The organism is Niveispirillum sp. FG148 (assembly GCF_057809655.1).
In genome coordinates, this window is the sequence record NZ_JBMDKJ010000011.1 from 43,618 (window position 1) to 69,050 (window position 25,433).

26 protein-coding genes and 1 riboswitch are annotated in these 25,433 nt (G+C 63.2%); of the genes, 13 read left to right on the forward strand and 13 right to left on the reverse strand.

Annotation, left to right across the window (positions count from 1 at the left end):
* Positions 1 to 21 precede the first annotated feature (21 nt).
* Complete coding sequence (locus ACODTW_RS13570) at positions 22 to 1,164, reverse strand: acetoin utilization protein AcuC (protein ID WP_488946550.1); 1,143 nt, start codon at positions 1,162 to 1,164, stop codon at positions 22 to 24.
* Positions 1,165 to 1,213: 49 nt separating this feature from the next.
* A complete protein-coding gene (locus ACODTW_RS13575; RefSeq protein ID WP_488946551.1) occupies positions 1,214 to 1,693 on the reverse strand; it encodes a nuclear transport factor 2 family protein in 480 nt (159 codons plus the stop codon).
* A 157-nt stretch (positions 1,694 to 1,850) separates the two neighbouring features.
* Positions 1,851 to 1,955, forward strand: a riboswitch (TPP riboswitch).
* On the opposite strand from ACODTW_RS13575, the gene ACODTW_RS13580 reads away from it, so the two are divergent.
* From ACODTW_RS13580 to ACODTW_RS13590, 3 genes are all read left to right on the forward strand, one after another.
* Positions 1,948 to 2,724, forward strand: coding sequence for an ABC transporter ATP-binding protein (locus tag ACODTW_RS13580; protein ID WP_488946552.1), 777 nt, complete (start codon positions 1,948 to 1,950; stop codon positions 2,722 to 2,724). (Overlaps the previous riboswitch by 8 nt.)
* Positions 2,721 to 3,491, forward strand: coding sequence for an ABC transporter permease (locus tag ACODTW_RS13585; protein ID WP_488946553.1), 771 nt, complete (start codon positions 2,721 to 2,723; stop codon positions 3,489 to 3,491). Before ACODTW_RS13580 ends, ACODTW_RS13585 begins: the two co-directional genes overlap by 4 nt.
* Positions 3,488 to 4,435, forward strand: coding sequence for an ABC transporter substrate-binding protein (locus ACODTW_RS13590; protein WP_488946554.1), 948 nt, complete (start codon positions 3,488 to 3,490; stop codon positions 4,433 to 4,435). Before ACODTW_RS13585 ends, ACODTW_RS13590 begins: the two co-directional genes overlap by 4 nt.
* Positions 4,436 to 4,478: 43 nt before the next feature.
* On the opposite strand, the gene mscL is transcribed toward ACODTW_RS13590, so the two are convergent.
* Positions 4,479 to 4,886, reverse strand: coding sequence for a large conductance mechanosensitive channel protein MscL (gene mscL, locus ACODTW_RS13595; RefSeq protein ID WP_488946555.1), 408 nt, complete (start codon positions 4,884 to 4,886; stop codon positions 4,479 to 4,481).
* 175 nt (positions 4,887 to 5,061) lie between these two features.
* Between mscL and ACODTW_RS13600 the strand changes: the two genes are divergently transcribed.
* Both ACODTW_RS13600 and ACODTW_RS13605 read left to right on the forward strand, forming a co-directional pair.
* Complete coding sequence (locus tag ACODTW_RS13600; RefSeq protein ID WP_488946556.1) at positions 5,062 to 5,697, forward strand: pyridoxamine 5'-phosphate oxidase family protein; 636 nt, start codon at positions 5,062 to 5,064, stop codon at positions 5,695 to 5,697.
* 23 nt (positions 5,698 to 5,720) lie between these two features.
* A complete protein-coding gene (locus tag ACODTW_RS13605; RefSeq protein ID WP_488946557.1) occupies positions 5,721 to 5,999 on the forward strand; it encodes a hypothetical protein in 279 nt (92 codons plus the stop codon).
* Between the two features lie 5 nt (positions 6,000 to 6,004).
* Here the strand turns inward: ACODTW_RS13605 and mnmA are convergent, their stop codons facing one another.
* Positions 6,005 to 7,138: a tRNA 2-thiouridine(34) synthase MnmA gene (gene mnmA / locus ACODTW_RS13610; RefSeq protein WP_488946558.1), complete on the reverse strand. Its 1,134-nt coding sequence runs from the start codon at positions 7,136 to 7,138 to the stop codon at positions 6,005 to 6,007.
* A gap of 93 nt (positions 7,139 to 7,231) precedes the next feature.
* Here mnmA and ACODTW_RS13615 point away from each other — a divergent pair, with 93 nt between their 5' ends.
* From ACODTW_RS13615 to ACODTW_RS13625, 3 genes are read left to right on the forward strand one after another with little or no spacing between them, the layout of a single operon-like run.
* Complete coding sequence (locus tag ACODTW_RS13615) at positions 7,232 to 8,188, forward strand: alpha/beta fold hydrolase (protein WP_488946559.1); 957 nt, start codon at positions 7,232 to 7,234, stop codon at positions 8,186 to 8,188.
* Between the two features lie 55 nt (positions 8,189 to 8,243).
* Positions 8,244 to 8,909 carry a MarR family winged helix-turn-helix transcriptional regulator gene (locus tag ACODTW_RS13620; protein ID WP_488946560.1) on the forward strand — a complete coding sequence of 222 codons (666 nt, stop codon included), beginning with the start codon at positions 8,244 to 8,246 and terminating at the stop codon, positions 8,907 to 8,909.
* Positions 8,906 to 9,595, forward strand: coding sequence for an MOSC domain-containing protein (locus tag ACODTW_RS13625; RefSeq protein ID WP_488946561.1), 690 nt, complete (start codon positions 8,906 to 8,908; stop codon positions 9,593 to 9,595). Before ACODTW_RS13620 ends, ACODTW_RS13625 begins: the two co-directional genes overlap by 4 nt.
* 28 nt (positions 9,596 to 9,623) lie before the next feature.
* Here the strand turns inward: ACODTW_RS13625 and ACODTW_RS13630 are convergent, their stop codons facing one another.
* Positions 9,624 to 10,025, reverse strand: coding sequence for an acyl-CoA thioesterase (locus tag ACODTW_RS13630; RefSeq protein WP_488946562.1), 402 nt, complete (start codon positions 10,023 to 10,025; stop codon positions 9,624 to 9,626).
* 102 nt (positions 10,026 to 10,127) lie between these two features.
* On the opposite strand from ACODTW_RS13630, the gene parE reads away from it, so the two are divergent.
* On the forward strand, positions 10,128 to 12,119 hold the full coding sequence (parE, locus tag ACODTW_RS13635) for a DNA topoisomerase IV subunit B (RefSeq protein ID WP_488946563.1): 1,992 nt from the start codon (positions 10,128 to 10,130) through the stop codon (positions 12,117 to 12,119).
* Positions 12,120 to 12,268: 149 nt separating this feature from the next.
* Here the strand turns inward: parE and ACODTW_RS13640 are convergent, their stop codons facing one another.
* The 5 genes from ACODTW_RS13640 to ACODTW_RS13660 form a co-directional block, all read right to left on the reverse strand.
* Positions 12,269 to 13,102 (reverse strand): ABC transporter permease subunit, encoded by an 834-nt coding sequence (locus ACODTW_RS13640; protein ID WP_488946564.1) that lies wholly within the window; start codon positions 13,100 to 13,102, stop codon positions 12,269 to 12,271.
* The gene (locus ACODTW_RS13645; protein WP_488946565.1) at positions 13,102 to 14,046 is read right to left on the reverse strand and encodes an ABC transporter permease subunit; all 945 of its coding nucleotides are present in this window, start codon (positions 14,044 to 14,046) and stop codon (positions 13,102 to 13,104) included. The genes ACODTW_RS13640 and ACODTW_RS13645 overlap by 1 nt, the downstream gene beginning before the upstream one ends.
* Positions 14,047 to 14,065: 19 nt before the next feature.
* Entirely contained in the window at positions 14,066 to 15,220 is a 1,155-nt protein-coding gene (locus ACODTW_RS13650; protein WP_488946566.1) for an ABC transporter ATP-binding protein, read from the reverse strand.
* Positions 15,221 to 15,468: 248 nt separating this feature from the next.
* Positions 15,469 to 16,326 carry an FkbM family methyltransferase gene (locus tag ACODTW_RS13655; RefSeq protein WP_488946567.1) on the reverse strand — a complete coding sequence of 286 codons (858 nt, stop codon included), beginning with the start codon at positions 16,324 to 16,326 and terminating at the stop codon, positions 15,469 to 15,471.
* Positions 16,327 to 16,486: 160 nt separating this feature from the next.
* Positions 16,487 to 17,581: an extracellular solute-binding protein gene (locus tag ACODTW_RS13660; protein ID WP_488946568.1), complete on the reverse strand. Its 1,095-nt coding sequence runs from the start codon at positions 17,579 to 17,581 to the stop codon at positions 16,487 to 16,489.
* Positions 17,582 to 17,909: 328 nt separating this feature from the next.
* Between ACODTW_RS13660 and ACODTW_RS13665 the strand changes: the two genes are divergently transcribed.
* Positions 17,910 to 18,737 (forward strand): FkbM family methyltransferase, encoded by an 828-nt coding sequence (locus ACODTW_RS13665; RefSeq protein ID WP_488946569.1) that lies wholly within the window; start codon positions 17,910 to 17,912, stop codon positions 18,735 to 18,737.
* A gap of 49 nt (positions 18,738 to 18,786) precedes the next feature.
* On the opposite strand, the gene smpB is transcribed toward ACODTW_RS13665, so the two are convergent.
* Together smpB and dapA are read right to left on the reverse strand one after the other, a co-directional pair.
* Entirely contained in the window at positions 18,787 to 19,260 is a 474-nt protein-coding gene (gene smpB, locus ACODTW_RS13670; protein WP_488946570.1) for an SsrA-binding protein SmpB, read from the reverse strand.
* A 75-nt stretch (positions 19,261 to 19,335) separates the two neighbouring features.
* Complete coding sequence (gene dapA / locus ACODTW_RS13675; protein ID WP_488946571.1) at positions 19,336 to 20,211, reverse strand: 4-hydroxy-tetrahydrodipicolinate synthase; 876 nt, start codon at positions 20,209 to 20,211, stop codon at positions 19,336 to 19,338.
* A gap of 141 nt (positions 20,212 to 20,352) precedes the next feature.
* Between dapA and ACODTW_RS13680 the strand changes: the two genes are divergently transcribed.
* From ACODTW_RS13680 to ACODTW_RS13690, 3 genes are all read left to right on the forward strand, one after another.
* A complete protein-coding gene (locus tag ACODTW_RS13680; RefSeq protein WP_488946572.1) occupies positions 20,353 to 22,374 on the forward strand; it encodes a lytic transglycosylase domain-containing protein in 2,022 nt (673 codons plus the stop codon).
* A gap of 97 nt (positions 22,375 to 22,471) precedes the next feature.
* Complete coding sequence (locus ACODTW_RS13685; RefSeq protein ID WP_488946573.1) at positions 22,472 to 22,801, forward strand: hypothetical protein; 330 nt, start codon at positions 22,472 to 22,474, stop codon at positions 22,799 to 22,801.
* Between the two features lie 462 nt (positions 22,802 to 23,263).
* A complete protein-coding gene (locus tag ACODTW_RS13690) occupies positions 23,264 to 23,950 on the forward strand; it encodes a helix-turn-helix domain-containing protein (protein WP_488946574.1) in 687 nt (228 codons plus the stop codon).
* Positions 23,951 to 23,989: 39 nt separating this feature from the next.
* Here the strand turns inward: ACODTW_RS13690 and ACODTW_RS13695 are convergent, their stop codons facing one another.
* The gene (locus tag ACODTW_RS13695; RefSeq protein WP_488946575.1) at positions 23,990 to 25,327 is read right to left on the reverse strand and encodes a class I SAM-dependent methyltransferase; all 1,338 of its coding nucleotides are present in this window, start codon (positions 25,325 to 25,327) and stop codon (positions 23,990 to 23,992) included.
* Positions 25,328 to 25,433: the final 106 nt, after the last annotated feature.

The window sequence follows — 25,433 nt, forward strand, 5'->3', positions numbered from 1 at the left end:
CTGGGAATTGATGGACGTTGTTTACCATAGAACGCGCACCGACGCTGCTGCCTGCCGCACCATGTCGCGGATCGGCCCTTCATGCGGGGGATCGGCCAGCTGGTCGAACCACCGGTCTGGTGGATTGCGTCCTTCCCGGCGGTTCCAGGTCAGCGCGCGCAGCACCTGTCGCGCCTCCACCGTCAGGTCGGCCTGCACCGGATCCATACCGTTCAGCACGGCCCAGATACCGGCCCATGCCCGTCCCACCGACCAGGGGTTATAGCCGCCCCCGCCCACGACAATGGTACGCGGCGCCAGCCCCACCAGATCGGCCACGGCCCGCCACAGCGCCCGATTGGACAGGGACAGGCGCGACAGGGGATCGTCGGCCAGGGCGTCGGCGCCTGTCTGGATCATCATGGCCTGAGGCCGGAAAGCCACCGTCAGGGGAATGATCGCCTCTTCCACCAGATGGCGGAACTCGCTGTCATTCAGGCCGGCGGGCATGGGCAGGTTGCGGGCCATGCCGCCGGCGCGATCGTGCAGCAGGCCGGTATGGGGCCAGCGCCCTTCCTCGTGGATTGAAACGGTCAGCACCCGCTCATCATCATGAAAGGCATCCTGGACGCCATCGCCGTGATGGGCATCCAGATCAATATAAAGGATGCGGTCCAGCCCCTGGTCCAGCAGCGCCATCAACCCCAGAACGGGCGCATTGAAGAAGCAGAAGCCGCTGGCCCGCGTCGGTCGGGCATGGTGGGTGCCGCTGGCCGGTGAATGCACCACCCCGCCATCGCGCACCAGTTCGGCCGCCAGGATGGCCGCACCGGCCGCCACCGCCGGCCGGCGGTACATTTCCGGAAAGATGGGATTTTCCAGCTTGCCCAGGCCATAGGTCTGCGCCGTTGCCAGATCGACCCGCTGGTCCCGCTCCGCCCGCGCCACAGCCGCGATATAGGCCCGGTCATGGAACCGGGCCAGTTGCTCCTCGCTGGCCTGCGGGCTGTCGCGATACCGGTCGTCGGCCAGCCAGCCCATGGCCCGGATCAGATCAGTGGCGACGCTGACCCGCGGGATCGACAGGGGATGTTTGGGCCCATAGCTGGAATGGCGATAAATCTCGCCCCCCAGGTAAAGCGGGCGTTCCAGGGCGCAGACGGTCGGCAGGGCGAGATCGTGCATAAGCGGCAATCTAGGCAGGCGTCACCTGGGCGGCAAGCCTGCCCGCCGCCTATTTCACCGCCTCATGATCATAAGAGAAGACGCGGGCCAGCTTCCACCCATCGGCATCCAGCCGCCAGAACTGGGTGAACCGGGCCCTGCCCACCAGCTTTTCCGGCCCGTTGCCCTTGCGTTCATAAAAGACATGCTCACCCTGTTCCAGAACGCCGATGCCGGCGATGGGGTGCAGGGTCATGGTTCCCGGCACCAGCTCGCGCCGCGACCGCCAGGCATCGGGAGCCTGACGGGCTTCGCAATTCTTCTTGTACAAGGCGATGAAGCTGGCGGCCGACCGGGCCACCTCCCCTTCCTTGTCGTGATACATCTCGAAATCGGGTGTCAGCAGGGTTGCCGCGCGGGCGGGGTCGCAGCCTTCGAAAAACAGTTCGAAGAAGTCCGCATCGACCTTTTCCATGGTCTGACGTAACGCCGGCCCCTCCGGCAGGGTCGCAGCATTGGCGCTGCCGACAGAACTTGTGGCAAGCAACAAGGCCGCGAATGCTCCCGTCAACCAGCGCATAGCATCCTCCATGTCGATCCAATATCCGATTGGATAATGGACCGACAGGGAAGCCAAGGTCCAACGGCAGCAACGTGCCCGGTACCAATGCGCTTGCGGCGGGGTCACAGGTTTGTCATAACCAGCGCATCTCACTGGGGGGAGCCGATGGTCGGCTGAGAGGTTCCGGACGGAACGACCCCTGGAACCTGATCCGGCTGATACCGGCGTAGGGACAGTGACCAATGCGCAATTCGCCGGGGCCCGTCGCGACCCCGCCACCGCCCGCCATCCATTTGAAAGATGCCGCGCTGTCGTTCGGGGGCCGCGTGGTATTCCGTGACCTGTCGCTGACGGTGCCCGCCGGGCGTACCACCTGCCTGCTGGGGCCCAGCGGGGTGGGCAAGACCAGCCTGCTGCGCCTGATCGCCGGCCTGGCCAAGAGCGACGGGGCCGTTTCAGCCGATGATGCCCAGCCCGTGGCCGGACGCATCGCTTGGATGGGACAACAGGATCTGCTGCTGCCCTGGGCCACGGCACTGGATAACATCCTGTTGGGGGTAAGGTTGCGTGGGGGCCGGGCTGACCATGATGACCGTGACCGCGCCCTGTCCTTGCTGGAAGCCGTTGGTCTGGCCGACCGCGCCGGCAGCCGGCCAGACGCCCTGTCGGGCGGCATGCGCCAACGTGTGGCGCTGGCCCGTACCCTGTTCGAGGATCGGCCCGTCGTGCTGATGGACGAGCCCTTCTCTGCCCTGGACGCCATCACGCGGCTGCGGCTTCAGGATCTGGCGGCCGGACTGCTGGCCGGCCGGACGGTTCTGATGGTCACCCATGACCCGATGGAGGCGCTGCGCCTGGGCCATCAGGTGCTGGTCCTGTCCGGTCATCCAGCCGCTCTGTCCGATCCCATTCTGCCCCCCGGCCCCGTGCCGCGCCCGCCGGACGACCCCGAACTGCTATCCCTGCAGGGCCAATTGCTGGCCCGTTTGCGTGGCGATGAAGCGGAGGACGCGCCATGACCGGTCGCCTGCTGCGCGGGATTATCACGCTGGCCGGGCTGCTGCTGGCCTGGGGCCTGCTGGTGCATCTGGCCGACCTGCCACATTATATATTGCCGGGCCCGGACCGGGTTGCGGCCCGCCTGTGGTCGGACCGTGCGCTGCTGGCCCAGCATGCCGGATATACGGCGCTGGAGATCATCCTGGGGCTGGTGCTGGGCACGCTGTCGGGCGGGCTGGCGGCCCTGGCGCTGACGGCATCCGCCGCCGCCCGCCGCTGGCTGCTGCCATTGCTGCTGGCCAGCCAGGCCGTGCCCGTCTTCGCCATCGCGCCGCTGCTGGTGCTGTGGCTGGGCTATGGGCTGGCCTCCAAGGTGGCGATGGCCACCCTGATCATTTTCTTCCCCGTCACGGCCAGCTTCTATGACGGGCTGCGCCGCACCGATCCCGGCTGGCTGGATCTGGCCCGCACCATGGGGGCCAGCCCCTGGACCGTGCTGCGCCATATCCGGCTGCCGGCCGCCCTGCCCGCCTTCGGCTCCGGCCTGCGCATGGCCGCCGCCGTCGCCCCCATCGGCGCCGTCGTCGGTGAATGGGTCGGCGCCTCGGCGGGGCTGGGCTATCTGATGCTGCATGCCACGGCGCGTGTGCAGACGGACCTGACCTTTGCCGCCCTGTTCATCCTGGCGCTGCTGGCTGTTTGCCTGTGGCTGCTGGTCGATTTCCTTCTCCGCCGGGCCCTGCCCTGGCTGCCCGACAGCGTCATCACCAAGGAACCAAGCCCATGAAGAAGAACTGGCTGCGCGCCGCTGCCCTGGCGGCCGCCCTGTCCGTCACCGCCCTGCCGGCCATGGCCCAAGAAAAGGTGACAGTCCTGCTCGACTGGTTCGTCAATCCGGACCATGGCCCGCTCTACGTCGCCCAGGAACTGGGCTATTTCAAGGATGAAGGCTTGTCGGTGGACCTGATCGCGCCGGCCGATCCCAATGATCCGCCGCGCCTGGTCGCCGCCGGCCAGGGGGATATCGCCATCTCCTATCAGCCGCAATTGCACCTGCAGGTCGATGCCGGCCTGCCCGTGGCCCGGTTCGGCACGCTGGTCGCCACGCCGCTGAATACGGTCATCGTGCTGAAGGACGGCCCCATCAAGTCCATCAAGGACCTGAAGGGCAAGAAGGTCGGCTTCTCCGTCGGCGGGTTCGAGGATGCGCTGCTGGGCGCCATGCTGGAAAAGCACGGGCTGTCCTTGAAGGACGTGACGTTGGTGAACGTCAATTTCTCCCTATCGCCGGCCCTGTTCGCAGGCCAGGTGGACGCCATCGTCGGCGGCTATCGCAATTTCGAACTGAACCAGATGGTCATCGAAAACAAGCCCGGCCGCGCCTTCTTCCCGGAAGAGGAAGGGGTGCCCGCCTATGACGAACTGGTCTTCATCACCAACAAGAACAAGCTGTCCGACCCGCGCCTGGGCCGGTTCCTGAACGCCGTGGAGCGGGGTACCCAGTATCTGGTGAACCATCCGGAAGAGGCGTGGAAGCTGTTCATCAAGGGTCGCGCCGACCAGGATAACGAGTTGAACCGCCGCGCCTGGGCCGACAGCGTCGCCCGCTTCGCCCACAGCCCCCGCGCGCTCGACCGCACGCGCTATGAACGGTTCGCGCAGTTCCTGAAGGCGCGCGGCCTGATCAAGGCCACGCCGCCCGTCGACAGCTACGCCGTGGAAGTGAAGTAAAGAGTGGATCCGGGGCCGGCCCTGCCGCCGGCCCCGGCCAGACTCACTTTGTCTTCAGCAGATCGCGGATTTCCGTCAGCAGCAATTCGGACTTGGTCGGCTCAGTCGGCTTGGCATCCTCCCGCTTCTTGAAGCGATTTACCTGCTTGACCAGGATGAACACCGCCCAGGACACGATGAAGAATTTGATGACGGCATTGATGAACAGGCCGTAATTCAAGGTGGTGGCACCGGCATCCTTCGCGGCCTTCAGGGTCGGATAGTCACCGCCCGACAGGCTGACGAAATAGTCGGAAAAATCGATCCCGCCCAGAACATAGCCCAGCGGCGGCATCAGGATGTCATTGACCAGCGAGGTCACGATGGCCGTGAAGGCGGCACCGATGATGATACCGACAGCCAGATCCACGACATTGCCACGGCTGATAAAGGTCTTAAACTCGTTCAGCATCAATCCCCCTTTGTCCCAGGGCGACCGTTGCCGCCCGTCCCGGCGATCAGCATGGTCGATATGCGGTCCGGTTGCAAAGCCCTGAAATGGGGCTATGCCGCAAGCGGCCGGGGCTTGCCGAAATGCCCGGTTGGATGGAATCTGCTGGCGATTCCCTTTGACCGGATGTTCCCATATGCCCACCGACCGCCCCACCCCACCCGGCCTTGTCCGTGATCTCACGGCACTGACGGCCCTTTATGGTGCGCCCGGTGGCCCGTCGCTGGCCAAGGTCAGCCCGGTCCTGACGCCGGCCTATCGCCGCTGGATCGAGGCATCACCCTTCTGCGCCCTGGCTACCGTCGGACCCGGTGGTCTGGACGTGTCACCACGGGGTGATGCCGGCCATGCCGTGGTGGTGCGGGACGATCGGACCCTGTTGATGCCCGATCGCCGCGGCAATAACCGCATCGACAGCCTGCGCAACATCCTGGATGACCCGCGTGTGGCGTTGATGTTCCTGATCCCCGGCGTGAATGAGGCGCTGCGGGTCAACGGGCGGGCGGCGATCAGCATCGACCCCGATCTCTGTGCCGATCTGGCCATGGATGGGCATCTGCCCCGCAGCATGCTGTGGATCGATATCGACGAGGTCTATTTCCAATGCGCCCGTGCCCTGATCCGCTCTGACCTATGGGCGCTGGGGGCAAGGGGCCGGCCAGATGGCATCCCCACCGCCGGCCAGATGACGGCGGAAGCCAGCAACGGGACCGAAGGGGGCGACGCCTATGACGCCGCCCTGCCCGACCGGCAGCGCCGGACGCTGTGGTGAAGAACAAGAACGGAGGCATGCGGATGTGGTCGCTGTTACGTGTAATGGCTGTGGGGCTGGCGGTGCTGCTGTTCCTGGTCCTGCCCATGGCCCTGCGGTCATCCATCCCCGACCCGCTATTCGACCTGTGGGACAGTTTGCTGACGCCGCTGCGCAACCCGGTGAACAGCTTCTGGTGGCAATATTTCCACCGCTATGACCAGCAGCCGCTGTTCCAGCTGTCAACCCTGCTGACCCAGGCGGCCATCATCACGGGCGGGATCGAGGCCGTGCGTTGGCTGTGGCGACACCGCGCGGCATAAGCCCCTCAGCGCACGCCCGTGCTGCTGATCCAGCCACCGCCCAGCATGCGTTCGCCATCATAGAAGACGGCCGCCTGTCCCGGCGAGATGCCATACTGCGCGGCGTCCAGGTCCAGCACGGCATTACCGTCGCCATGCAGCAGCAGGGTCGCCGCCGCCGGCGCCTGGGCGGAGCGCAGCTTCACCGCCACCGGCAGGGGCACGCCCACAGCCGGCCGGCCCAGCCAGTTCACCTCGCGCACCATCACCCGGTCACGGGCCAGCGCCGAACGGGGACCGACGACGACCTGATTGCTGATCGGATCGACACGGACGACATAAAGCGGATCGACATCGTCGCCCGCGTCGGTCTTGCGGCCCCCGATACCCAGGCCCTTGCGCTGTCCCACCGTATAATTGATCACGCCCGTGTGCCGCCCCATCAGGGTGCCGTCGACATGCACGATCTCCCCGGGCCGCACGGCGCCGGGCCGCAGCTTTTCCACCACCTGGGCATAGCCGCCCGTGGGCACGAAACAGATATCCTGGCTGTCGGGCTTGTCCGCCACGGCCAGCCCCAGCGCATCGGCGATGGCCCGCGTTTCCGTTTTCGGCTTGTCACCCAGCGGGAAGCGCAGGAAATCAAGCTGCGCCTGCGTCGTGGCGAACAGGAAATAGGACTGGTCGCGGCCATGGTCGGCGCCGCGCAGCATGGCGGCCATCCCGTCCACCATGTCGCGGCGCGCATAATGGCCCGTGGCCATGCAATCGGCGCCCAGTTCACGGGCCTGGTCCAGCAGATCCTTGAACTTGACCGTCTGATTGCAGCGGACACAGGGGATCGGCGTCTCCCCCTTCAGATAGGTGTCGACGAAATCATCCATCACCGATTGCTTGAACCGGCTTTCGTAATCCAGCACGTAATGCGGGATGTCGATCTGGTCGGCCACGCGGCGGGCGTCATAAATGTCCTGGCCGGCGCAGCAGGCGCCCTTCTTGCCCACCGTCATGCCGTAATCATAGAGCTGCAAAGTGATGCCGACGACGTCATAGCCGTCGCGCTTCAGCATGGCGGCAGCCACGGAGCTGTCCACGCCGCCGGACATGGCGACGACGACGCGGGTTTCGGCCGGGGCCTTATCGATTCCAAGCGAGTTCATGGGGCGGAATATAGCCATGCCGACGGCGCTGACAATCGCGTATCGGGCGCAGGCCCGCTATGATCCGGCCAATCATTACGGGAAGGAAGCCCCATGCCGCATGTGAAGGCCAACGGTATCAACATCGCCTATCAGGATGAAGGGACTGGCCCCGCCCTGCTGCTCTGCCATGGCTGGCCCGAGCTGGGCCATAGCTGGCGCAAACAGGTGCCGGCCCTGGTCGCCGCCGGCTATCGCGTCATCGTGCCCGATATGCGCGGATTCGGCGGCACCGACGCGCCGGCGCCCGTGGAGGATTACACGATCCTGCATCTGGTGGGCGATCAGGTGGCCTTGCTGGACGCGCTGGGCATCGATCATTGCACCATCATCGGCCATGATTGGGGGGCGCCCGTGGCCTGGCACGCGGCGCTGATGCGGCCCGACCGGTTCCGCGCCGTGGCTGGCCTTGCGGTGCCCTGGTCGCCGCGCGGTCCCCATGGCAGCCTGGTCGGCATGGCCCGCGCCCAGGGCCTGCACCGCTTCTACATGGTCTATTTTCAGGATGAAGGCGTGGCGGAGGCTGATCTGGGTGCCGATCCTTATCAGACCCACCGCCGCCTGCTGGTCGGCGCGTCGGGTGCCGCTGCGGCCGAGGGCAAGGGCTGGCCGCTGGTCATTCCGGAAGGGAAGGGGCTGGTGGAGACCTGCCCGCCCGTCGACACCCTGCCCGACTGGTTGAGCGAAGACGATCTGCAGGCCTATGCCAGCACCTATGCGGCCACCGGCTATCGCGGCGGGCTGAACTGGTATCGCAATCTGGACCGCAACTGGGCGCTGACGGCCCCCTGGCACGGCGCGCCGATCACGGTGCCCGCCTGCTTCATCGCCGGTGCGCTGGATGGCGTGCTGCGCATGCCCGGCATGGACAAGGCGCTGAAGGCCATGGAGGGCAGGACCTGCACGGATTTCCGGGGCACCACCCTGGTGGACGGCGCCGGCCATTGGGTGCAGCAGGAAGCGCCCAACGCCGTGAACGAGGCTCTGTTGCGCTTCCTGTCAGGCTTGTAAAAATATCGGACTCCGAATATTGTGCCGACAACAACCAAAGGGTGGAAAGCCTGGCATGATCGAGGACATGTTCGACCGGTTGAGCGAACCGCCGGCCAACCGGCTGGCCGATGGATTCGTGCGGGTGGCCGCGGCTTTGAAGGCCAATGACTGGCGCGACGCCACGGCCCATGGGCTGACGGCGACCCAGGCGCGCATCCTGTCGCTGCTGCGGGACAATCCTGATGGGTTACGCCCCGTCCTGATCGCCGGGCGGCTGGGTGTGAAGGCACCCACGGCCAGCGAGGCGGTGACCACCCTGATCCAGAAGGGGCTGGCCCTGCGGGTGCAGGCCCCCGATGACGGGCGCGGGCATCTGGTGCTGGCTACGCGTGAAGGCTTGGCGCTGGCCGACCGTTTCGGTGGCGGGCCGATTTTCCTGATCGACGCCCTTGCCGATCTTCCGGTATCGGAACAACTGATCCTGCTGCAGCTGATGCTGCGCCTGATCCGGGGGCTGCAACGGGCCGGGCATATCCCGATCAGCAAAATGTGCCTGGATTGCAAGTACTTCCAGCCGAATGTCAATCCGGGCACTGACCTGCCGCACCATTGCCATTTCGTGGGTGCGCCGTTGGGCGACCGGCATCTGCGCCTGGACTGCCCCGAGCAATCCCCCGCCCCGGCGCCCGTCGCGGACGAGGTCTGGGCCGGCTTCCTAAATACCAGCGGAGAGGCATGATGAGCCTGATCCTGAACCACCTGCTGATCGGCACGCCGCAGCCGCTGGGCAACGGCCCTCTGCCCACCAGCATCGCCAGCCGCCGCCCCGTTTCCGGCCCTGTGCGCCTGACGCGCGACGGGCTGGAGGGCGACCGGGTCGGCAATGCCAAGGTGCATGGCGGTCCGGAAAAGGCCGTGCATCTCTATCCGCGCGACCATTACGCCGCCTGGGCTGCGGAGTTGCCGGATATGGCATCGAACCTGACGGAGCCCGGCGCGTTCGGGGAGAATCTGGCGGTATCAGGGGTGACGGAGGCCGAGGTCTGCATTGGCGACATCATCGCCATCGGCACGGCCCACCTGCAACTGTCACAGCCGCGCCAGCCCTGCGCCACCCTGGGCCGCCGTTTCGGCCTGCCCCTCCTGCCTAAGCGCGTGCAGCAGACGGGCCGCACGGGTTGGTATTACCGCGTGCTGGACGAAGGCGAAGTCCGTTCCGGGGACGAAATCACCCTTCTGGAACGGCCCAATCCGGACTGGCCGCTGTCCCGCCTGCTGCGCGTGCTCTATCACGACATGCTGGACCGGGAGACCTTGGCGGCGATCAGCACCCTGCCCGGCCTCAGCCCCGGCATGCAGCGCCTGGCCGGCAACCGGCTGGCCAATGGGGCAGTGGAGGATTGGGCGCCGCGCCTGGGGGCATGACCGCCCCACAGGCACGGACCTTTGCGCGTCAGACGGTCTCCGCCACCGGCACGACGGGCCGCGGCTTGCCGTCCTTGTCCAGGGCCACATAGGTGAACAGGCCTTCGGTCACCTTGTAGGCAGTGCCGTCCAGTTTGCGCACCCAGACATCAATGCGCACGCGGATAGAGGTGCGGCCCACGCGTTCCACTTCCGTATAGCAATTCACCTCATCACCGACGCTGACGGGGCGGTGGAACTTCATCGCTTCCACGCCCACGGTCGCCACGGGTCCGCGGGCCAGACGCAGGGCCGGCGCGGCGCCGGCCAGATCCATCTGCGACATGACCCAGCCGCCGAACACATCGCCATTGCCGTTCAGATCCTTGGGCATGGCGAAGGTGCGGGACGCCGGCGCATCGCGGTCGAAATCGGGAATTCTCTCGGTCATCAACGGGCCCTCCTCGGGCAAATCACAAAATATGGTGGCCTATATCATTGGGAGATACCGCATCTCCTTGAACCTTGACGTTTCCCCTCTCTATAATGGGGCATGACCGACCTGTTTCAGAATACCGCCGCCAAGCAGGACAGCTATTCCGCCCAGGACATCGAGGTTCTGGAGGGGCTGGAACCCGTTCGACGCCGTCCAGGCATGTATATCGGTGGCACCGATGATCGTGCCCTGCACCATCTGGTCGCCGAAATCCTGGACAATGCCATGGACGAGGCCGTCGCCGGTCACGCCAGCCGCATCGACCTGGACCTGTCGGCCGACGGCACGGTGACCGTGCGCGACAATGGCCGCGGCATTCCGACAGACGAACATCCCAAATATCCGGGCAAATCCGCCCTGGAAGTCATCTTCACCACCCTGCATTCGGGCGGCAAGTTCTCCGGCAAGGTCTATGCGACCTCCGGCGGTCTCCATGGCGTCGGCTCCGCCGTCGTGAACGCCCTGTCCGACCGGCTGCATGTGGAGGTGGCGCGCGATCGCCAGCTTTACACTCAGACCTTCTCCCGCGGCCTGCCGCTGGGGCCCCTGACCCATGCAGGATCAGTGCAGAACCGGCGCGGCACCACCGTCAGCTTCCATCCCGATGCAGAGATTTTCGGCGCGGAAGCGCATTTCAAGCCGGAAAGGCTCTACCGGCTGTGCCGGTCCAAGGCCTATCTCTATCGCGGGGTGGAAATCCGCTGGTCCTGTGACACGTCCCTGGTCACCGCCGACAGTGGCGTGCCGGCGGCAGAGGTGCTGCATTTCCCCAACGGCCTGCTGGATTATCTGAACGGCGCCTTGAAGTCGCGGACAACCGTCACGCCCCAGCCCTTTGCGGGTCAGGCGGATTTCCCCGGCGATGCCGGCCGCGCCGAATGGGCCATCGCCTGGCCAGAGGATGATGAGGGCTTCAGCCACACCTATTGCAACACCATCCCCACACCGCTGGGCGGTACGCATGAGGTGGGGTTGCGCGGGGCCCTGACCCGAGCCATCAAATCCTATGGCGAGATGCTGGGCAACAAGCGGGCGGCCAACATCACCGCCGATGACGTGATGGAAGGCGCCACGATCCTTCTGTCCGTCTTCATCCGCGATCCGCATTTCCAGGGCCAGACCAAGGAACGGCTGGTCAGTGCCGACGCACAGAAGTTTACAGAAGCGGCCGTGAAGGACCGGTTCGACCATTGGCTGTCCGGGTCGCCCGATGCGGCCAAGGCCCTGATCGAACGGCTGATCGAAAAGGCAGAGGAACGGGCCCGCAGACGCGCGCAGAAGGAGATGGCGCGCAAGACGCCGACCCGTCGCCTGCGCCTGCCCGGCAAGCTGGCCGATTGTTCGCGCCAGAGTGCTGAAGATACCGAGATTTTCATCGTCGAGGGCGATTCGGCCGGTGGCTCTGCCAAACAGGCCCGAAGCCGCGAGACCCAGGCCATTCTACCGCTGCGTGGCAAGATTCTGAACGTGGCTTCGGCCAGTGTGGACAAACTGCGCGGCAACCAGGAGCTGGCCGATCTGGCCCAGGCGCTGGGCTGCGGCACGGGCAAGGAATTCAGCGTCGACAAGCTGCGCTATGAACGCGTCATCATCATGACCGACGCCGATGTCGACGGCGCCCATATCGCCTCGCTGCTCATGACCTTCTTCTATCGGGAGATGCCGGGCCTGATCCAACAGGGTCATTTGTATCTGGCCCTGCCCCCGCTCTATCGCTTGGCCGGCGGCGGCAACACCCGCTATGCCCGCGACGACGCGCATAAGGACGAGTTGATGAAGACCGTCTTCAAGGCGGTGAAGGGCAAGGTGGAGATCAGCCGTTTCAAGGGCCTGGGCGAAATGCCGCCCGCGCAGTTGAAAGAAACCACCATGGACCCGAAGAAGCGCACCCTGCTGCGCGTCGTGGTCCCCGACCAGCGCGACCCCGACCAGAAGGATGATGTCGAGGAGACGAAGGCCCTGGTCGAAAGCCTGATGGGACGCAAGCCGGAACTGCGCTTCAAATTCATCACCGAGAACGCGAAGTTCGCCCAGGATCTGGACGTCTGATCTCTCCCCCCGGTCTGGACAAAAGAAAACCCCCGGCGGGGACAAGCCAACAGTTCCGCACCAGCCCGATAAAGATCGCGATCTGGCATAAAAAAGGGGCAGCCCGAAGCCACCCCTCCAAACCATTCCCATGCATTGGCAGCTGAGTGTCAGTTCCCCGACTGCGCCATCTGTTCGTCGCGCTGGCGCACCTTTTCCTGGCGTGCGTTGTAAATGCCGGCACAGATGATGCCGATGGCGACGATGGTCACCACGATCGTTGCCAAGGCATTGACCTTGGGGCTGAGCCCCAGACGCACGGATGAGAAGACGATCTGGGGCAGGGTCGTGGATCCGGGACCCGATACGAAACTGGTGATGACCAGATCATCCAAGGACAGGGTGAATGCCAACAGCCAGCCCGACACGATGGCGGGCGCGATCAGCGGCAGGGTGATGACAAAGAACACCTTGGCCGGCCGCGCGCCCAGATCCATCGCCGCTTCTTCCAGGCTGGCATCCATGGAGACCAAACGCGACTGCACCACCACCGTCACGAAGGACATGGTGAAGGTGACATGGGCCAGGATGATGGTCAGCATGCCGCGACCCTCTGGCCAGCCGAATATCTGTTCCATGCTGACAAACATCAGCAGCATGGACAGACCCATGATGACCTCCGGCATGACCAGCGGCGCCGACACCATGCCGGAAAACATGGCCCTGCCCTTGAACATGCCGAACCGGGCCAGCATCATGCCGGCCATGGTGCCCAGCACAACAGCGCAGGTGGCAGAAATAAAGGCCACCCGCACCGACAGCCAGGCCGCAGAGAGCAGCTGATCGTCGCGCATCAACTCGCCATACCAGCGGAACGAAAACTCGCTCCACACCGATACGGACCGGTTGTCATTGAAGGACAGCACGATCAGCAGCACGATCGGGATATAGAGGAACAGCAGTCCGACCAGCAGTCCGCCGCGCAGGAACCAGGATTTCGGCATTACGGGTGCCCCCCCTGCTTGCCCTGCACATTCTGGAAAACCATGATCGGCACCACCAGGAAAAGCAGCAGCGCCACGGCCACGGCGGATGCCAACGGCCAGTCGCGGTTATTGAAGAATTCCGTCCAGAGCGTGCGGCCGATCATCAGCGTGTCCGGCCCGCCCAACAGTTCCGGGATCACGAATTCGCCCGTGGCCGGGATGAAGACCAGCAAGGCCCCCGCGATCATGCCGGGAACCGACAGCGGCAGAGTGATGGTCAAAAACGCCTTCCAGGGCGGGCAGCCCAGATCGGCCGCCGCTTCCAACAACGTATTGTCCAGCTTCTCCAGCGTCGAATAGAGCGGCAGGATCATGAACGGCAGGTAGGAATAGGTGATGCCGATATAGGTTGCCACGGGCGTGTAGAGAATCTGCAACGGCTGATCAATGATGCCCAGCCACATCAGCACATTGTTCAGCACGCCATTGTTGGACAGGATGCCGATCCAGGCATAGACGCGGATCAGAAAGCTGGTCCAGAACGGCAGGATGATCAGCATCAGCAAAGGGGCCCGCCATTTCGGGTCCGCCTTGGCAATGGCATAGGCCACCGGATAACCCAGCAGCAGACAGCAGATGGTGGAAATGAAGGCGATCTTCAGGCTGTTGAGATAGGCGACAATGTAGAGATCGTCCGTCACCATATAATGGAAATTATAGAAGGTGACAGTGATCTGGTATTTCAGATCCTCCACCGTTTCGATCAGCGCCGTGAAGGGCGGGATCGCCATCTGGCTTTCGGCCAGCGCGATCTTCAACACGATCAAGAATGGCACCAGGAAGAACAGCAGCAGCCAGGCATAGGGAACGGAAATCACCAGCGCCTTGCCGGACAGGCCGACACGCTGAAGCAATCCCAGGAACCCTGTATGCCGCATCTCGCTCTGGACGGTCTCGGTCATCGCGTGATCCCCCGCCCGGTCAGTTGGTCAACACGCTGCCGGCGAACGGCCGCCAGGTCAGATAGACCCTGTCCTCCCAGGTGATGGGCATTTCCGTGCGGCGCATCACCATCGGCGCCGTGACACGGACCCGCTTGCCGGTGCCCAACTCGATCTCATAGATCGACACATCACCCAGATAGGCAATTTCCTTCACGGTACCGACGGCCTGGTTGCGGCCATCGCCGCTGGCGGGCGGGTCCTTGGAAATGGTGATTTTCTCCGGACGCACCGCGACCCAGCATTCCGTACCGGGCGCCACATGGCCGGGATGACTGACATAAAGATCGCAATCGGCCTCATCTGACCGGATCAGGGAATGGTCCGGCTCCGACTCCACGATGCGGCCGTGGAACATGTTGACCGACCCGATGAATTCGGCCGTGAAGCGGCTGTTGGGATATTCATAGATCTCGGTCGGCGTGCCGATCTGGGCAATGTATCCCCGGTTCATCACGGCGATGCGCGACGACATGGTCATCGCTTCTTCCTGGTCATGGGTCACGATCACGAAGGTGATGCCGACCTTTTCCTGGATATTGACCAGTTCGAACTGCGTCTGTTCCCGCAGCCTCTTGTCCAACGCCCCCAGCGGTTCATCCAGCAGCAGCAACTTCGGCCGTTTGACCAGCGCCCGGGCAAGGGCGACGCGCTGACGCTGGCCACCGGAAAGCTGATGCGGGCGACGCTTGCCGAACTGACCCAACTGGACCAGATTCAGGACATCGGCCACCCGTTCCTTGATTTCTGCCGCCGCCACCTTGTCCTGGTGCAGGCCGAAGGCGATATTCGCCTCCACACTCATATGCGGAAACAAGGCGTAGGACTGGAACATCATGTTCACCGGCCGCTCATAGGGCGGCACGTTGGACATGTCGACGCCATCGATGAAAATCTTGCCTTCGGTCGGCTGCTCGAAGCCGGCCAGCATGCGCAGCAGCGTGGTCTTGCCAGAACCGGACCCGCCCAGCAGGGAAAAGAACTCGCCCCGATAGATGGAGAGCGACACATCGTCGACGGCGGTGAAATCGCCGAACTTCTTGGTCACCTTCTCGATACGGACATAGGGCTTCTCATTCGGGTCCCGCCAAGGTTCAAGCTTGGTCTGGGTCCGCGAGGGCTGCGCAGTGGCCATGTCCGTATCTGTCCCTGTCCGGTTGGCGTTATCGGTTGGGTGACGCGTGCATTCACGCACCGCACAATTCTATACGCGACAAGGGTGCTGCGGATAGAGGGAGCATGGGGGCCACCGCAATTTTCATGAAAATCCGCTACATACACCCGACGGCGTCAAGAGCCGGGCGGTAGCATCAAACACTGCAACTGCCCAGCATCTCTGCAACCTTCTGGCGCCACCCCAAGCCCCAGTCCGCATAACGCCGGTCAGGGGGCCGAACCGTTCAATCTCCCGAAATAGGCGGAGGCGATATCAGTTCCACAGCGCCGGTCATATTCTTTCAGAATCCGCACGCTCAGATCGAATGAATCATAGCAATTGTGAACGATTGCGGCCGCAGCCAGCAGCTTCTCATCCGTATATCCGGTAAAATTGATAAAATCCCGCACGAATATCCCATCGCCCCAGACCTGCTGGCTGTGACCACCATAGATGTTGCCCTTCACCAAAACAGGCTGCAGGAAACGGCTGATCAGCGGGAAGAAACGGTGAAAGACAAATCCCTGCGACCGCAAGAATTGCTCCACCTCACTGAACAAAGGCTGGTTCTTATACAATGGCAGAAATTCGATTTCGGTCTGGATGACGACAGCATCGCGAAGACGATCGATGGCATTGCTCAGAACAAGCAATTCACCACCCTGAATGTCGATCTTAATCATATCGATGCCTGCCGTCTCCGGCACATCGTCAAGTCGAACCGTATCAACCTCTATTCGGTCGACAACGTTACCCCAATTGGGAAACCCATGAAACAGTCCCAGGACCTGGGGGTCTGGTTCAAGAATCGAGGTCATGCCCGGCGCTTGGCACATGTGCAACGTGTGGCGATGACCGTCCCCCACAGCGTTGGGCAGATAGATTTCGTCGGGCCCCTTGCGCTCGTTCAACACCGCCAAGGCCGATGGGTTCGGTTCGAACCCGACGACGCTGGCTTCCCCACGTCGCAGCATTTCTCCATAAGGAGGGTCGCCATCAATGGGATTGGCGCCGATGTCGACAACTTTTATCCGTACCTTGGTCCCGGCCAAGTCATTGAACATTCGCCGCGTCTGCTGTTCCATTACGCTCTCCCGACAATATTCAATTCATGGCGTGCCAGACAGATGCTGGCAAATCAAGGGAAAGTAGGTATCGCCATCTGACCCAACCATCGCAAAAATGGCTGGGAAGCGATTGCTTCCCAGCCACAGCATGACCTGCGAGGTTTTCCGCCAAGTACGCTCAGCGACCCGTCTTGATCTTGGTCCAGGCGCGCGTACGCTCACGCTCCGCCTTCTGGCTGATCTGCTTCACCGTGAACATCTTGGCCATCATGTCCTTGGACGGGAAAATCACGGCGTTCTTGGCAATCTCCTGGTCCATCAGCGGCCAGGAAGCCGGCACGGCATTGGCATAGGCGACGAAGTTGGAGATGCCGGCCATCACCTTCGGTTCAAGGATGTAATTGATGAAGGCGTGGGCCGTTTCGACATTGGCGCCGGCGGGAATGGTCGCCATGTCGAACCAGACCTGGGCACCTTCCTTCGGGATCGCGTAATCGATGGTGAACTTGGCCTTGGCTTCTGCCGCGCGGGCCTTGGCCTGGAAGACGTCACCGGAATAGCCGACAGCGACACAGGCATCACCGGTGGCCAGCGGATCGATGACCGACGGCACGAAAGTCTTGATATAGGGACGAATGGCCAACATGGCCGCCTCGGCCTTCTTGGTGTCCTCGGCGCTTTCGGAATTGGGGTCCAGCCCCTGCGCCTTGAAGACGGACGGCAGGATGTCCGTCTGGCTATCCAGGAAGACGATGCCACAAGCAGCCAGCTTCTTGGCATTTTCGGGATTGAACACGAAGCTCCAGCTGCTGACATCGACGTTGGGCAGCAGTGCCTTCACCTTTTCGACATTATAGCCGATGCCGATGGTGCCCCATTCGTAGATCACGCCATATTCGTTGCCCGGATCGGTCGATTCGACCAGCTTCATCAGGGACGGATCAACATTCTTCAGGTTGGGGATCTTCGACTTGTCCAGCTTCTGCAGCGCCTTGGCCTGGATCAGCTTGCGCATCGTCGGCTCGGCCGAGGGGACAGCCACGTCATAGCCGGAATTGCCGACCAGCAGCTTCGATTCCAGGGTTTCCAGATCGGTGAAGACGTCATACTGCGTCTTGATGCCGGTCGCCTTGGTGAAATCCTCCAGCGTGGTTTCACCGATATAGTCGGCCCAGTTGTAGATGTTGACCTTCTTTTCCTGGGCCACGGCCGTGTGGCCAAGGGCGATGGCGGCGACCATGCCGATGGCGCCAATCATCTGCTTCAGCTTCATCAAGGACCCCCAAATCATATCGGACGCCCCGTTGCCACGGGTCCGCCCCAGGATGGCAGGCGACGGTCGTTGCCGACGCCCTTGGACGGTGCATTGCACATAGGGACCGGCACCTTGTCAATGGCATGGAATTGCCTTTGCCCTTAAGGGGATGCGACGTGCCGTCCCCTGCCCAGCCCGGCCAAAAAACAGGCAGTTCCGCAGGGATTTCCGGTGGCGGCGGCTTTTGGCCATCATTGCCGGGACGGCTGTCGTTCCCCCTCCCCCGATCTTGTGGCATAAGCACGCGTCAATCCTGTCCGCACCTGGACTGTGATGGAGTAAGACCTTGCGCCAAGACCCGGTTCCCGCCTTCGGCGCTTATGCGCCCGGTACCCTGCCCCGGCTGCTGATCGATATCTGTCAGGCGCAGCCGCAGACAGAAGTCGGGCGCCGATTGGCGCTGTGGCTGCGACGGGTGGCCATGCTCCTGCATGGTCGCATCTTCGATGTGGCCGTGCGTGGCATCAACCTGCGCCTCTACCCCGACGACAATGTGGGGGAACGCAAGTTCCTGTTCATGCCGCAATTTTTCGACCCGGCGGAAATGGCGCTGCTGGCCGAAAGGCTGCCGCGGAACGGGGTCTTCGTCGATATCGGGGCCAATGTCGGGCTTTACACCCTGAATGCCGCCCGGCATCTGGGACCGGGCGGGCGGATCATTGCCGTGGAACCGGGGCCGGAGGCCGCGCGGCGTTTACGCTTCAACCTGTCGCTCAACCGGACGGATGCCACCATCACCCACGCCGACTGCGCCATCGGGGCGGAAGAAGGGGTGATGGGGCTTTACCTGGACAGCAGCAACCTGGGCGGCTCGTCCCTTGTCCGCAACCAGAATGGGCTCAGCACGCCGGTGCGCGTTCGCCCGCTGGTCGATCTGCTGGACGAACTGGGCATTACCCAGATCGACATGTTGAAGATCGATATCGAAGGGGCAGAGGACAAGGCACTGCTGCCCTTCTTCGATCAGGCGCCGGAAAGCCTGTGGCCCCGGCTGATCATCATCGAACGGTCGGAGGGCAGTTGGGCCGGCGACCTGCTGGACCGCTTCCGCCACGCGGGGTACCGCCCCTTTGGCGACAGCAAGATGAACTGGCTGTTTGAACGGAATGTCTGACCGCACGCGTGCCAGATCCGGGTATGCACCCCGGATCTGATCGAACGGATCATCCCCGCGCCCGCATCAACCGGGCCTTGTCGCGCTGCCAATCGCGTTCCTTCTCCGTGTCGCGCTTGTCACCCTTGTTCTTGCCCTTGGCGATGCCGATCTCGACCTTGGCCTTGCCGCGGTCGTTGAAATAGATCGACATGGGCACCAGGGTCATACCCTGGCGCGCGATGGCGTTCAGCATCTTCACCAGCTCGCGCTTGCGGACCAGCAGCTTGCGCTGGCGCTTGGGATCATGCTGCAACCAGGCGCCGGCCTGGCCATATTCGGGGATATAGGAATTGATCAGGAACAGCTCCCCGCCGATCTCCCCGGCATAGCTTTCCAGGATGGAGGCTTTGCCGCCGCGCAGCGACTTGACCTCGGTTCCGGTCAGCATGATGCCGGCCTCCACCGTGTCCTCGATGAAGTAATCGAAGCGGGCCCGGCGGTTCTGTGCCGCCAATTTGCGCTCGGGCGCGTTGTTCGCCATCGCTGGGGTAATCCGATCCACAAAAGAAAAACGTCCCCCCTGTTATGGGGGGACGCTTCAGGAAGTTCAATGAAGTCAGCCGATCAGGCCGGCCTTGCGCATCGCCTCTTCAACGACGACGCGGCCTTCGGCGCTGCACGGCACCAGCGGCAGGCGCACGTCCGGGGTGGACTTGCCCAGCAGGCTGGCGGCGTATTTCACCGGGGCCGGGCTGGTCTCCACGAACATGGCATGGTGCAGCGGCATCAGGATGTCGCGGATGCGGGCCATTTCCACCAGATCGCCGCGCTGCCAGGCTTCCTGCATCTGCGCGCACAGCGCCGGGGCCACATTGCCCGTGACGGAGATGCAGCCGACACCACCCTGCGCCAGGAAGGCCGTGGCCGTGGCATCCTCACCCGACAGCTGGCAGAAGTCGGGGCCGATCTCCACCCGCGTGCGCAGCGGGCGGACCAGATCGGCGGTGGCATCCTTGACACCGACGATGTTGGGCAGCTTGGCCAGGCGCCCCATGGTCGCCACGCTCATGTCGATGACGCTGCGGCCGGGAATGTTGTAGATGATGATCGGCAGGTCCACCGCATCATGGATGGCCTTGTAATGCTGATAGAGACCTTCCTGCGACGGCTTATTGTAATAGGGTGTCACCACCAGCGCGGCGTCGGCACCGATCTGCTTGGCATGGCGGGTCAGTGCGATCGCCTCTTCCGTCGAATTGGAACCGGTGCCGGCAATGACGGGAACGCGACCCTTCGCCACTTCCACTGTCAAAGAGATGACAAGCCGGTGCTCTTCGTGCGACAGGGTAGGCGACTCGCCGGTCGTCCCGACCGGAACCACACCATGGGTGCCCTGTTTGATCTGCCAGTCCACAAAGTCCTGGAAAGCGGCCTCATCCACCTTCCCGTCGCGGAACGGCGTGATCAATGCGACGATGGAACCCTTGAACATGGCAAGTTACTCCGGTCTGAACCAATGAAGGCGCGAACCTTAAACAGCCCCCTTCTCCGAAACAAGGCGACAGGCCGTGCCCTGGCGGCGATGCTGATCTGTCTGGGCATCGGGCTTTGTCCGCAACAAATGGCATGGGCCATGAGTTCGGCGGACACGGCCACGTACAAACAGGCCTTCCGCGCCGCCGACAAGGGCAAGTTCGAGGAGGCCATCGCGCTGGCCAAGCGCACGGACGAGGCGCTGCCCGCCCAGGTCCTGCTGTGGATGGCCCTGACCCAGCCGGGCGCGGATGCCAGCTGGGACGCGCTGAACGGGTTCATGAAGCGGCATCCGGACTGGCCCAACCAGGCCGCCCTGCGGCGCAATGCCGAGGCAAAAATGCCTGCCGACATGCCCTATGCCCAGGTGCGCGAATGGTTCGAGAAGAACCCGCCACTGACGCTGACGGGATTTGGCCGCTATGTCGATGCGCTGATGGAAACCGGATCGTCGGACAAGGCCATCCAGGCGGTCAGAGACCGTTATGTGAATGGCAGCTTCGGCGCTACCGAGGAGCGCGACTATCGCGGCCGCTATATCAGCCTGTTGCAGCCCGGCGACCATGTGGCCCGCCTGAACCGGCTGCTGTGGGAAGAAAAAGTGGAGGAGGCCCGACGGGTCATGCCACTGGTCGGGCCCGGCCTGCAGGCCGTGGCGGAAGCGCGCATTGCGCTGGCCGCCATGTCTCCGGGCGTCGACGGCGCCCTGCGTCGTGTGCCGGCGGAACTGAACAATGATCCCGGTCTTCAATATGACCGCACACGCTGGCGCCGCCGCAAGGATATGGACGCCGCCGCGCTGGAACTGCTGTCGGAGAAAATCCCCGACGAGGCGCAGCACGCCGCCGACTGGTGGACGGAGCGCCATATCCTGGCGCGGCGCCTGATGGAGGAGGGCCAGTTCCAGCGTGCCTATGACCTGGTCGCAGCCCACGCCACCAAGGAGGGGCTGGCCTTCGCCCAGGCCGAATTCCTGGCCGGCTGGCTGGCCCTGCGCAAGTTGAACAAGCCGGATGTGGCGGAGAAGCATTTCGAGGCGCTGTTCCGCGGCACCACGTCACCCGTCAGCAAGTCGCGCGGCGCCTATTGGGTGGGCCGCGCCCTGGAAGAGATCGGCGACAAGGAGCGGTCCGTCAGCTGGTACGAGACGGCGACCGAATATGGCGGCACCTTCTATGGATTGCTGGCGGCCGATCATCTGAACAAGCCAGCGGGCAGCACCCTTCCGCCCGAACCCACGCCGACCGCGGAGGAGCGCAAGGCGTTTGAGCGACGGGAGATGGTCCGGATCGTGGAACTGCTGTCGCGCATCGAAGGATCAGACAGTGACCGCGTGACCTTGTTCCTGCGCAAACTGGCCCTGGACGCGAAGTCGGGCGAGACCTACCGCATGGTGGGTGAACTGGCGCTTGCGTCCAAGCGGCCGGATATGGCCGTGACCACGGCACGCGCCGCCTGGCAGGACGGTTACCTGCTGCGGACGGAGGGGTTCCCCACGCTGTCGACGAAGGTGCCCGCGCGACCCGAGATCGCCCTGATCCATGGGATCATCCGCCAGGAAAGCAATTTCAGGGATGATGTGACCAGCGCCGCCGGGGCACGCGGGCTGATGCAGGTCATGCCGACCACGGCATCCGGGGTCGTACACCAGCAGACCAAAGCCCCGGAAAAGCCGCCCGTAAAGGCGGCAACCTCCAGCAAGCCGCAAAGCAAGGCGACGGACAAGAAAAACACCAAGAAGCCCAATGCAAAACCGGTCGCCAAGGCGCCACCAAAGAAGAAATATGACGCCGATCGCCTCATCAGCGATCCCCGACACAATGTGGAGGTCGGTTCCAGCTATTTGGCGGATATGGTCGACAAGTTCGACGGGTCGTACGTCCTTGCCATCGCATCCTACAATGCCGGGCCAGGGCGCGTATCCGGCTGGTTGCGCGATTATGGCGATCCGCGAAGCAGTGGCGTGGATATCATCGACTGGATCGAAACGATGCCCATCTACGAAACGCGCAACTACGTGCAGCGTGTCTTGGAAAACCTGCACATCTATCGCGCCAGGATGGGGCAACCGCCAATGCGCATGACACATGATCTTGCCCGGGGGGCGGCTACCAATGGGTGAAGCACGAACGGGCTAATCCTGATTAACAGAAGCCAAAATTCGGACGGCGCGCGATGATTGGGGCTGTGACAATTTCAGCCGCTCCCGGAGCGTACAAATGCCGGATACGTCCGTAGACGCTCGCATCCGCGAGGCCGCCATGGTCCATGCCCGCCTGTTGGACCGTTTGATTCAGGAAACGGAGGCGGAGCTGACCCAGCCGCACGGTGCCTTTACCCTGGAAAGCCTTCGGGAATGGCTTTGCCTGCTGCGATCGGAAAGACGCGGCTATGGAGAAGCCATCTTTCCCATGGCGGTGATCCATGTGGTAAACGCAGCCGGGCCCGACGGGTTTCCAGTAATCCGGCGTGAAATGTCAGAGTCGCACCGATTTTCTGCGATCATACCCGGATCAGGCGATTCGATCCGGTTGACACACGGCGTTTGATCCGCAATATGAGGGAATAAGCTGAAACCTTCACACGAGATAGCATTCATTGGGCGTACGACGCCCAGCGAAACCCTATAAGGCTCCAGGCTTAGGTTGTACGCACGTCACCCTTCATCGACTAATAGTAATTAGCATTTTAGACAATTATCAATTTTTTGATCGTTTTTACAGCCTAAAGCCACCCACCCCTTTTTTATCTTTGCTACACAGCATACAAGTTATGGACAGCATGATCAGGATGGCTAATATTGCCATACGATAGCATGAGGTACAGGGTTTCGTTCAAAGTTGGCCTGAGACGTCGCCATTATGTCCTTTTTGGAGGACTGGCTGTACAGCATGCGCTTGGATACAGGGCAATGTCGCGCGTCCGCCCAAGGGGTTCAGCCTGCGGTGATGGAACCATGGACCGGCGTTGGTGTTGCTTGAAGAATGCGGAAGAAGGGGGCTTCAGTTTCAATGCCTAGACGAAGCAAGAACGCAGCGGTTGCTGCACTGGAAACGGTTATCGAGAACCATGTGGCCGGCCGCATCCGGCTTCGCCGTGGTCTCCTTGGCATGAGCCAGTCTGATCTGGCGAAGGCGCTCGGTATCACTTTCCAGCAGGTTCAGAAGTACGAACGCGGCTCCAACCGCGTTTCCGTAGGAAAACTGTACCGTTTGGCCGATATTCTGGATGTGCCGCTGACCTTCTTCTTTGATGGTCTGGATGTTCCGGACATGCGGCGTCCGCCCGAAAGTTTCGCTGCGACGGCGGAAGGTTCGTCCCCCATTCTTTCGCGTCGGGAACTGGATTTGCTGCGGGCGTGGAAGTCGGCACCCGAAGAAGTGGCCGACGCGGTCGGATCGCTTCTTCGCGCCGTTTCCCCCAATGCGGGTTATGACGAGGAGGCCGCCGCCGCCGCCGCCGCCAATCGTCAGTACTCGGCCCCGGCCGCCGTGCCGGCCGCCCCGGCCATGGTTGCCGATGCTCCGCGTCGCCGGGGCCCCGTGCCCGGCAGCAAGCGCCAGCCCAAAGCCGCTGCCCCGGCAGCAGCAGCCGCGGCCGGTGCTGCCGGGGCAGCGGCCGGTGCCGGACGTCGTCGTCGTGGCGCCATCTGGGATCCGGCTGACATCCGCGACTACAATGATGCGGAAAAGGACTGAACTGTCCTTTTCCTGCAATCGGAAAAAGCCCCGGCGTGGTCACCCCGCCGGGGCTTTTTCATAAAAGGACAGCCAGACGTTATAGTTGTCCTGATAGCCATGGCAGGGAACATCCATGCCCGGTTCCACCTGGAACGGTGCCGGGGGCAGGAAGAAGCCAGGCTGCCAGCCACTGGCAGGACTATCGACAAAGGGGCTGTTTTCAAAAAACACGCCCCGCCCGAAATCCAGCCAGACCCACTGTGCCAAGGCTGCACAACGGCCTGAAACCGTCGCCGTCAGATCAAAGCGCAGGTCCTGATGCGCCGGAATGGGGTCGGCGGTGAAATCGAAAGTGAAGGGTGTCGCCGCGTTCGACAGCGCCAACGGCTGCACAGTCCGCGCGTCATAGCGGACGCTGCGTGGATAAAGACGGTTGAAGCATGACAGGTCGAACCCGTTCGTCGGCCCCGTAAACAGGTGCATCTCCAACAGGTCACCGCCGGCCAAGGCGCAGCGCACGCCGCCACGTTCCGGCAGGATGCGTGCTTCGGGGGTCAGCAGCCGCGTCCGGGCATCAGCCACGGCCGGAATGATCCGCTCCGACAGAAAATCGCTGGCGACGATTTCCGACAGAAGCACATCGGCCCGACGCGGCAGCACGTCCCCCACCGTCAATGCCGTGGACAGGGTGTTGACGACGGTGATCCGGTCGGACAGGCCATTGGCTTCGATGACCTTGCGCGCCGTTTCCGCAATCCAGGGCACGGCCTCGCAGGTCACCACCGTTGCACCGGCCCGGGCGGCCATCATGGCCAGCAGGCCGGATCCCGTGCCAATCTCCAGCACCAGGTCGCCCGGCCGGACCGTCGCCTTGATCGCCGCTTCATAGGCGTCATTGCGCGGCGCATCGTTGACCATGGGAACGTGCCAGACCGGCAGCATGCGGGTTCGCAGCTTGGACTGCAGCAGTTGCGCTTCGGCAAAGTCCGGGCGCAGGGCCAGGGCCCGGTCCACCGCTGCAACGGCCTGTTCAACCCTGTCCAGTTCGCGGCAGGCGGCGGCCAGATTGAAATGCCCGACCGCATCGTCCGGCTCAGCCTTCACCGCGCGTTCGAAGGCATCGGCAGCATCGGCCATACGGTTCAACTTCTGGAGGCACAGGCCGATATTGAATTGCAGACCCTTGAAGGTCCCCCCCGCCTTGGCGGCGGCCTTGAAGGCGCGCAGCGCCCCATCCCATTGTTCCTGCGCTTTCAGCACCACACCCAGGTTCCACGCCACGGGGGCCAGACCGGGGCGGGATTTGTCGATCTTGCGATAGATCGCAGCAGCGTCCGCCCAACGGCCGGCATTCTGATGGTCGACGCCTTCGGCGAAAAGCTTGTTGATATCCATGGAGTTGCACACAGATTAACGGGATCGACGGCGCGATTTTGCCAGCCGGTCCCATCCGGATCAAGTTCCGGCTTGGCCAGCAGCATATTCGCGTTATGGTGCCGCG

Bases quoted from the DNA above. Each gene is read 5' to 3' on its own strand.
- ACODTW_RS13570 (WP_488946550.1), bottom strand. From the start codon at position 1,164: ATGCACGATCTCGCCCTGCCGACCGTCTGCGCCCTGGAACGCCCGCTT.
- ACODTW_RS13580 (WP_488946552.1), top strand. From the start codon at position 1,948: ATGCGCAATTCGCCGGGGCCCGTCGCGACCCCGCCACCGCCCGCCATC.
- ACODTW_RS13585 (WP_488946553.1), top strand. From the start codon at position 2,721: ATGACCGGTCGCCTGCTGCGCGGGATTATCACGCTGGCCGGGCTGCTG.
- ACODTW_RS13590 (WP_488946554.1), top strand. From the start codon at position 3,488: ATGAAGAAGAACTGGCTGCGCGCCGCTGCCCTGGCGGCCGCCCTGTCC.
- mscL (WP_488946555.1), bottom strand. From the start codon at position 4,886: ATGCTGAACGAGTTTAAGACCTTTATCAGCCGTGGCAATGTCGTGGAT.
- ACODTW_RS13600 (WP_488946556.1), top strand. From the start codon at position 5,062: ATGCCCACCGACCGCCCCACCCCACCCGGCCTTGTCCGTGATCTCACG.
- ACODTW_RS13605 (WP_488946557.1), top strand. From the start codon at position 5,721: ATGTGGTCGCTGTTACGTGTAATGGCTGTGGGGCTGGCGGTGCTGCTG.
- mnmA (WP_488946558.1), bottom strand. From the start codon at position 7,138: ATGAACTCGCTTGGAATCGATAAGGCCCCGGCCGAAACCCGCGTCGTC.
- ACODTW_RS13615 (WP_488946559.1), top strand. From the start codon at position 7,232: ATGCCGCATGTGAAGGCCAACGGTATCAACATCGCCTATCAGGATGAA.
- ACODTW_RS13620 (WP_488946560.1), top strand. From the start codon at position 8,244: ATGATCGAGGACATGTTCGACCGGTTGAGCGAACCGCCGGCCAACCGG.
- ACODTW_RS13625 (WP_488946561.1), top strand. From the start codon at position 8,906: ATGATGAGCCTGATCCTGAACCACCTGCTGATCGGCACGCCGCAGCCG.
- ACODTW_RS13630 (WP_488946562.1), bottom strand. From the start codon at position 10,025: ATGACCGAGAGAATTCCCGATTTCGACCGCGATGCGCCGGCGTCCCGC.
- parE (WP_488946563.1), top strand. From the start codon at position 10,128: ATGACCGACCTGTTTCAGAATACCGCCGCCAAGCAGGACAGCTATTCC.
- ACODTW_RS13640 (WP_488946564.1), bottom strand. From the start codon at position 13,102: ATGCCGAAATCCTGGTTCCTGCGCGGCGGACTGCTGGTCGGACTGCTG.
- ACODTW_RS13645 (WP_488946565.1), bottom strand. From the start codon at position 14,046: ATGACCGAGACCGTCCAGAGCGAGATGCGGCATACAGGGTTCCTGGGA.
- ACODTW_RS13650 (WP_488946566.1), bottom strand. From the start codon at position 15,220: ATGGCCACTGCGCAGCCCTCGCGGACCCAGACCAAGCTTGAACCTTGG.
- ACODTW_RS13655 (WP_488946567.1), bottom strand. From the start codon at position 16,326: ATGGAACAGCAGACGCGGCGAATGTTCAATGACTTGGCCGGGACCAAG.
- ACODTW_RS13660 (WP_488946568.1), bottom strand. From the start codon at position 17,581: ATGAAGCTGAAGCAGATGATTGGCGCCATCGGCATGGTCGCCGCCATC.
- smpB (WP_488946570.1), bottom strand. From the start codon at position 19,260: ATGGCGAACAACGCGCCCGAGCGCAAATTGGCGGCACAGAACCGCCGG.
- dapA (WP_488946571.1), bottom strand. From the start codon at position 20,211: ATGTTCAAGGGTTCCATCGTCGCATTGATCACGCCGTTCCGCGACGGG.
- ACODTW_RS13680 (WP_488946572.1), top strand. From the start codon at position 20,353: ATGAGTTCGGCGGACACGGCCACGTACAAACAGGCCTTCCGCGCCGCC.
- ACODTW_RS13685 (WP_488946573.1), top strand. From the start codon at position 22,472: ATGCCGGATACGTCCGTAGACGCTCGCATCCGCGAGGCCGCCATGGTC.
- ACODTW_RS13690 (WP_488946574.1), top strand. From the start codon at position 23,264: ATGCCTAGACGAAGCAAGAACGCAGCGGTTGCTGCACTGGAAACGGTT.
- ACODTW_RS13695 (WP_488946575.1), bottom strand. From the start codon at position 25,327: ATGGATATCAACAAGCTTTTCGCCGAAGGCGTCGACCATCAGAATGCC.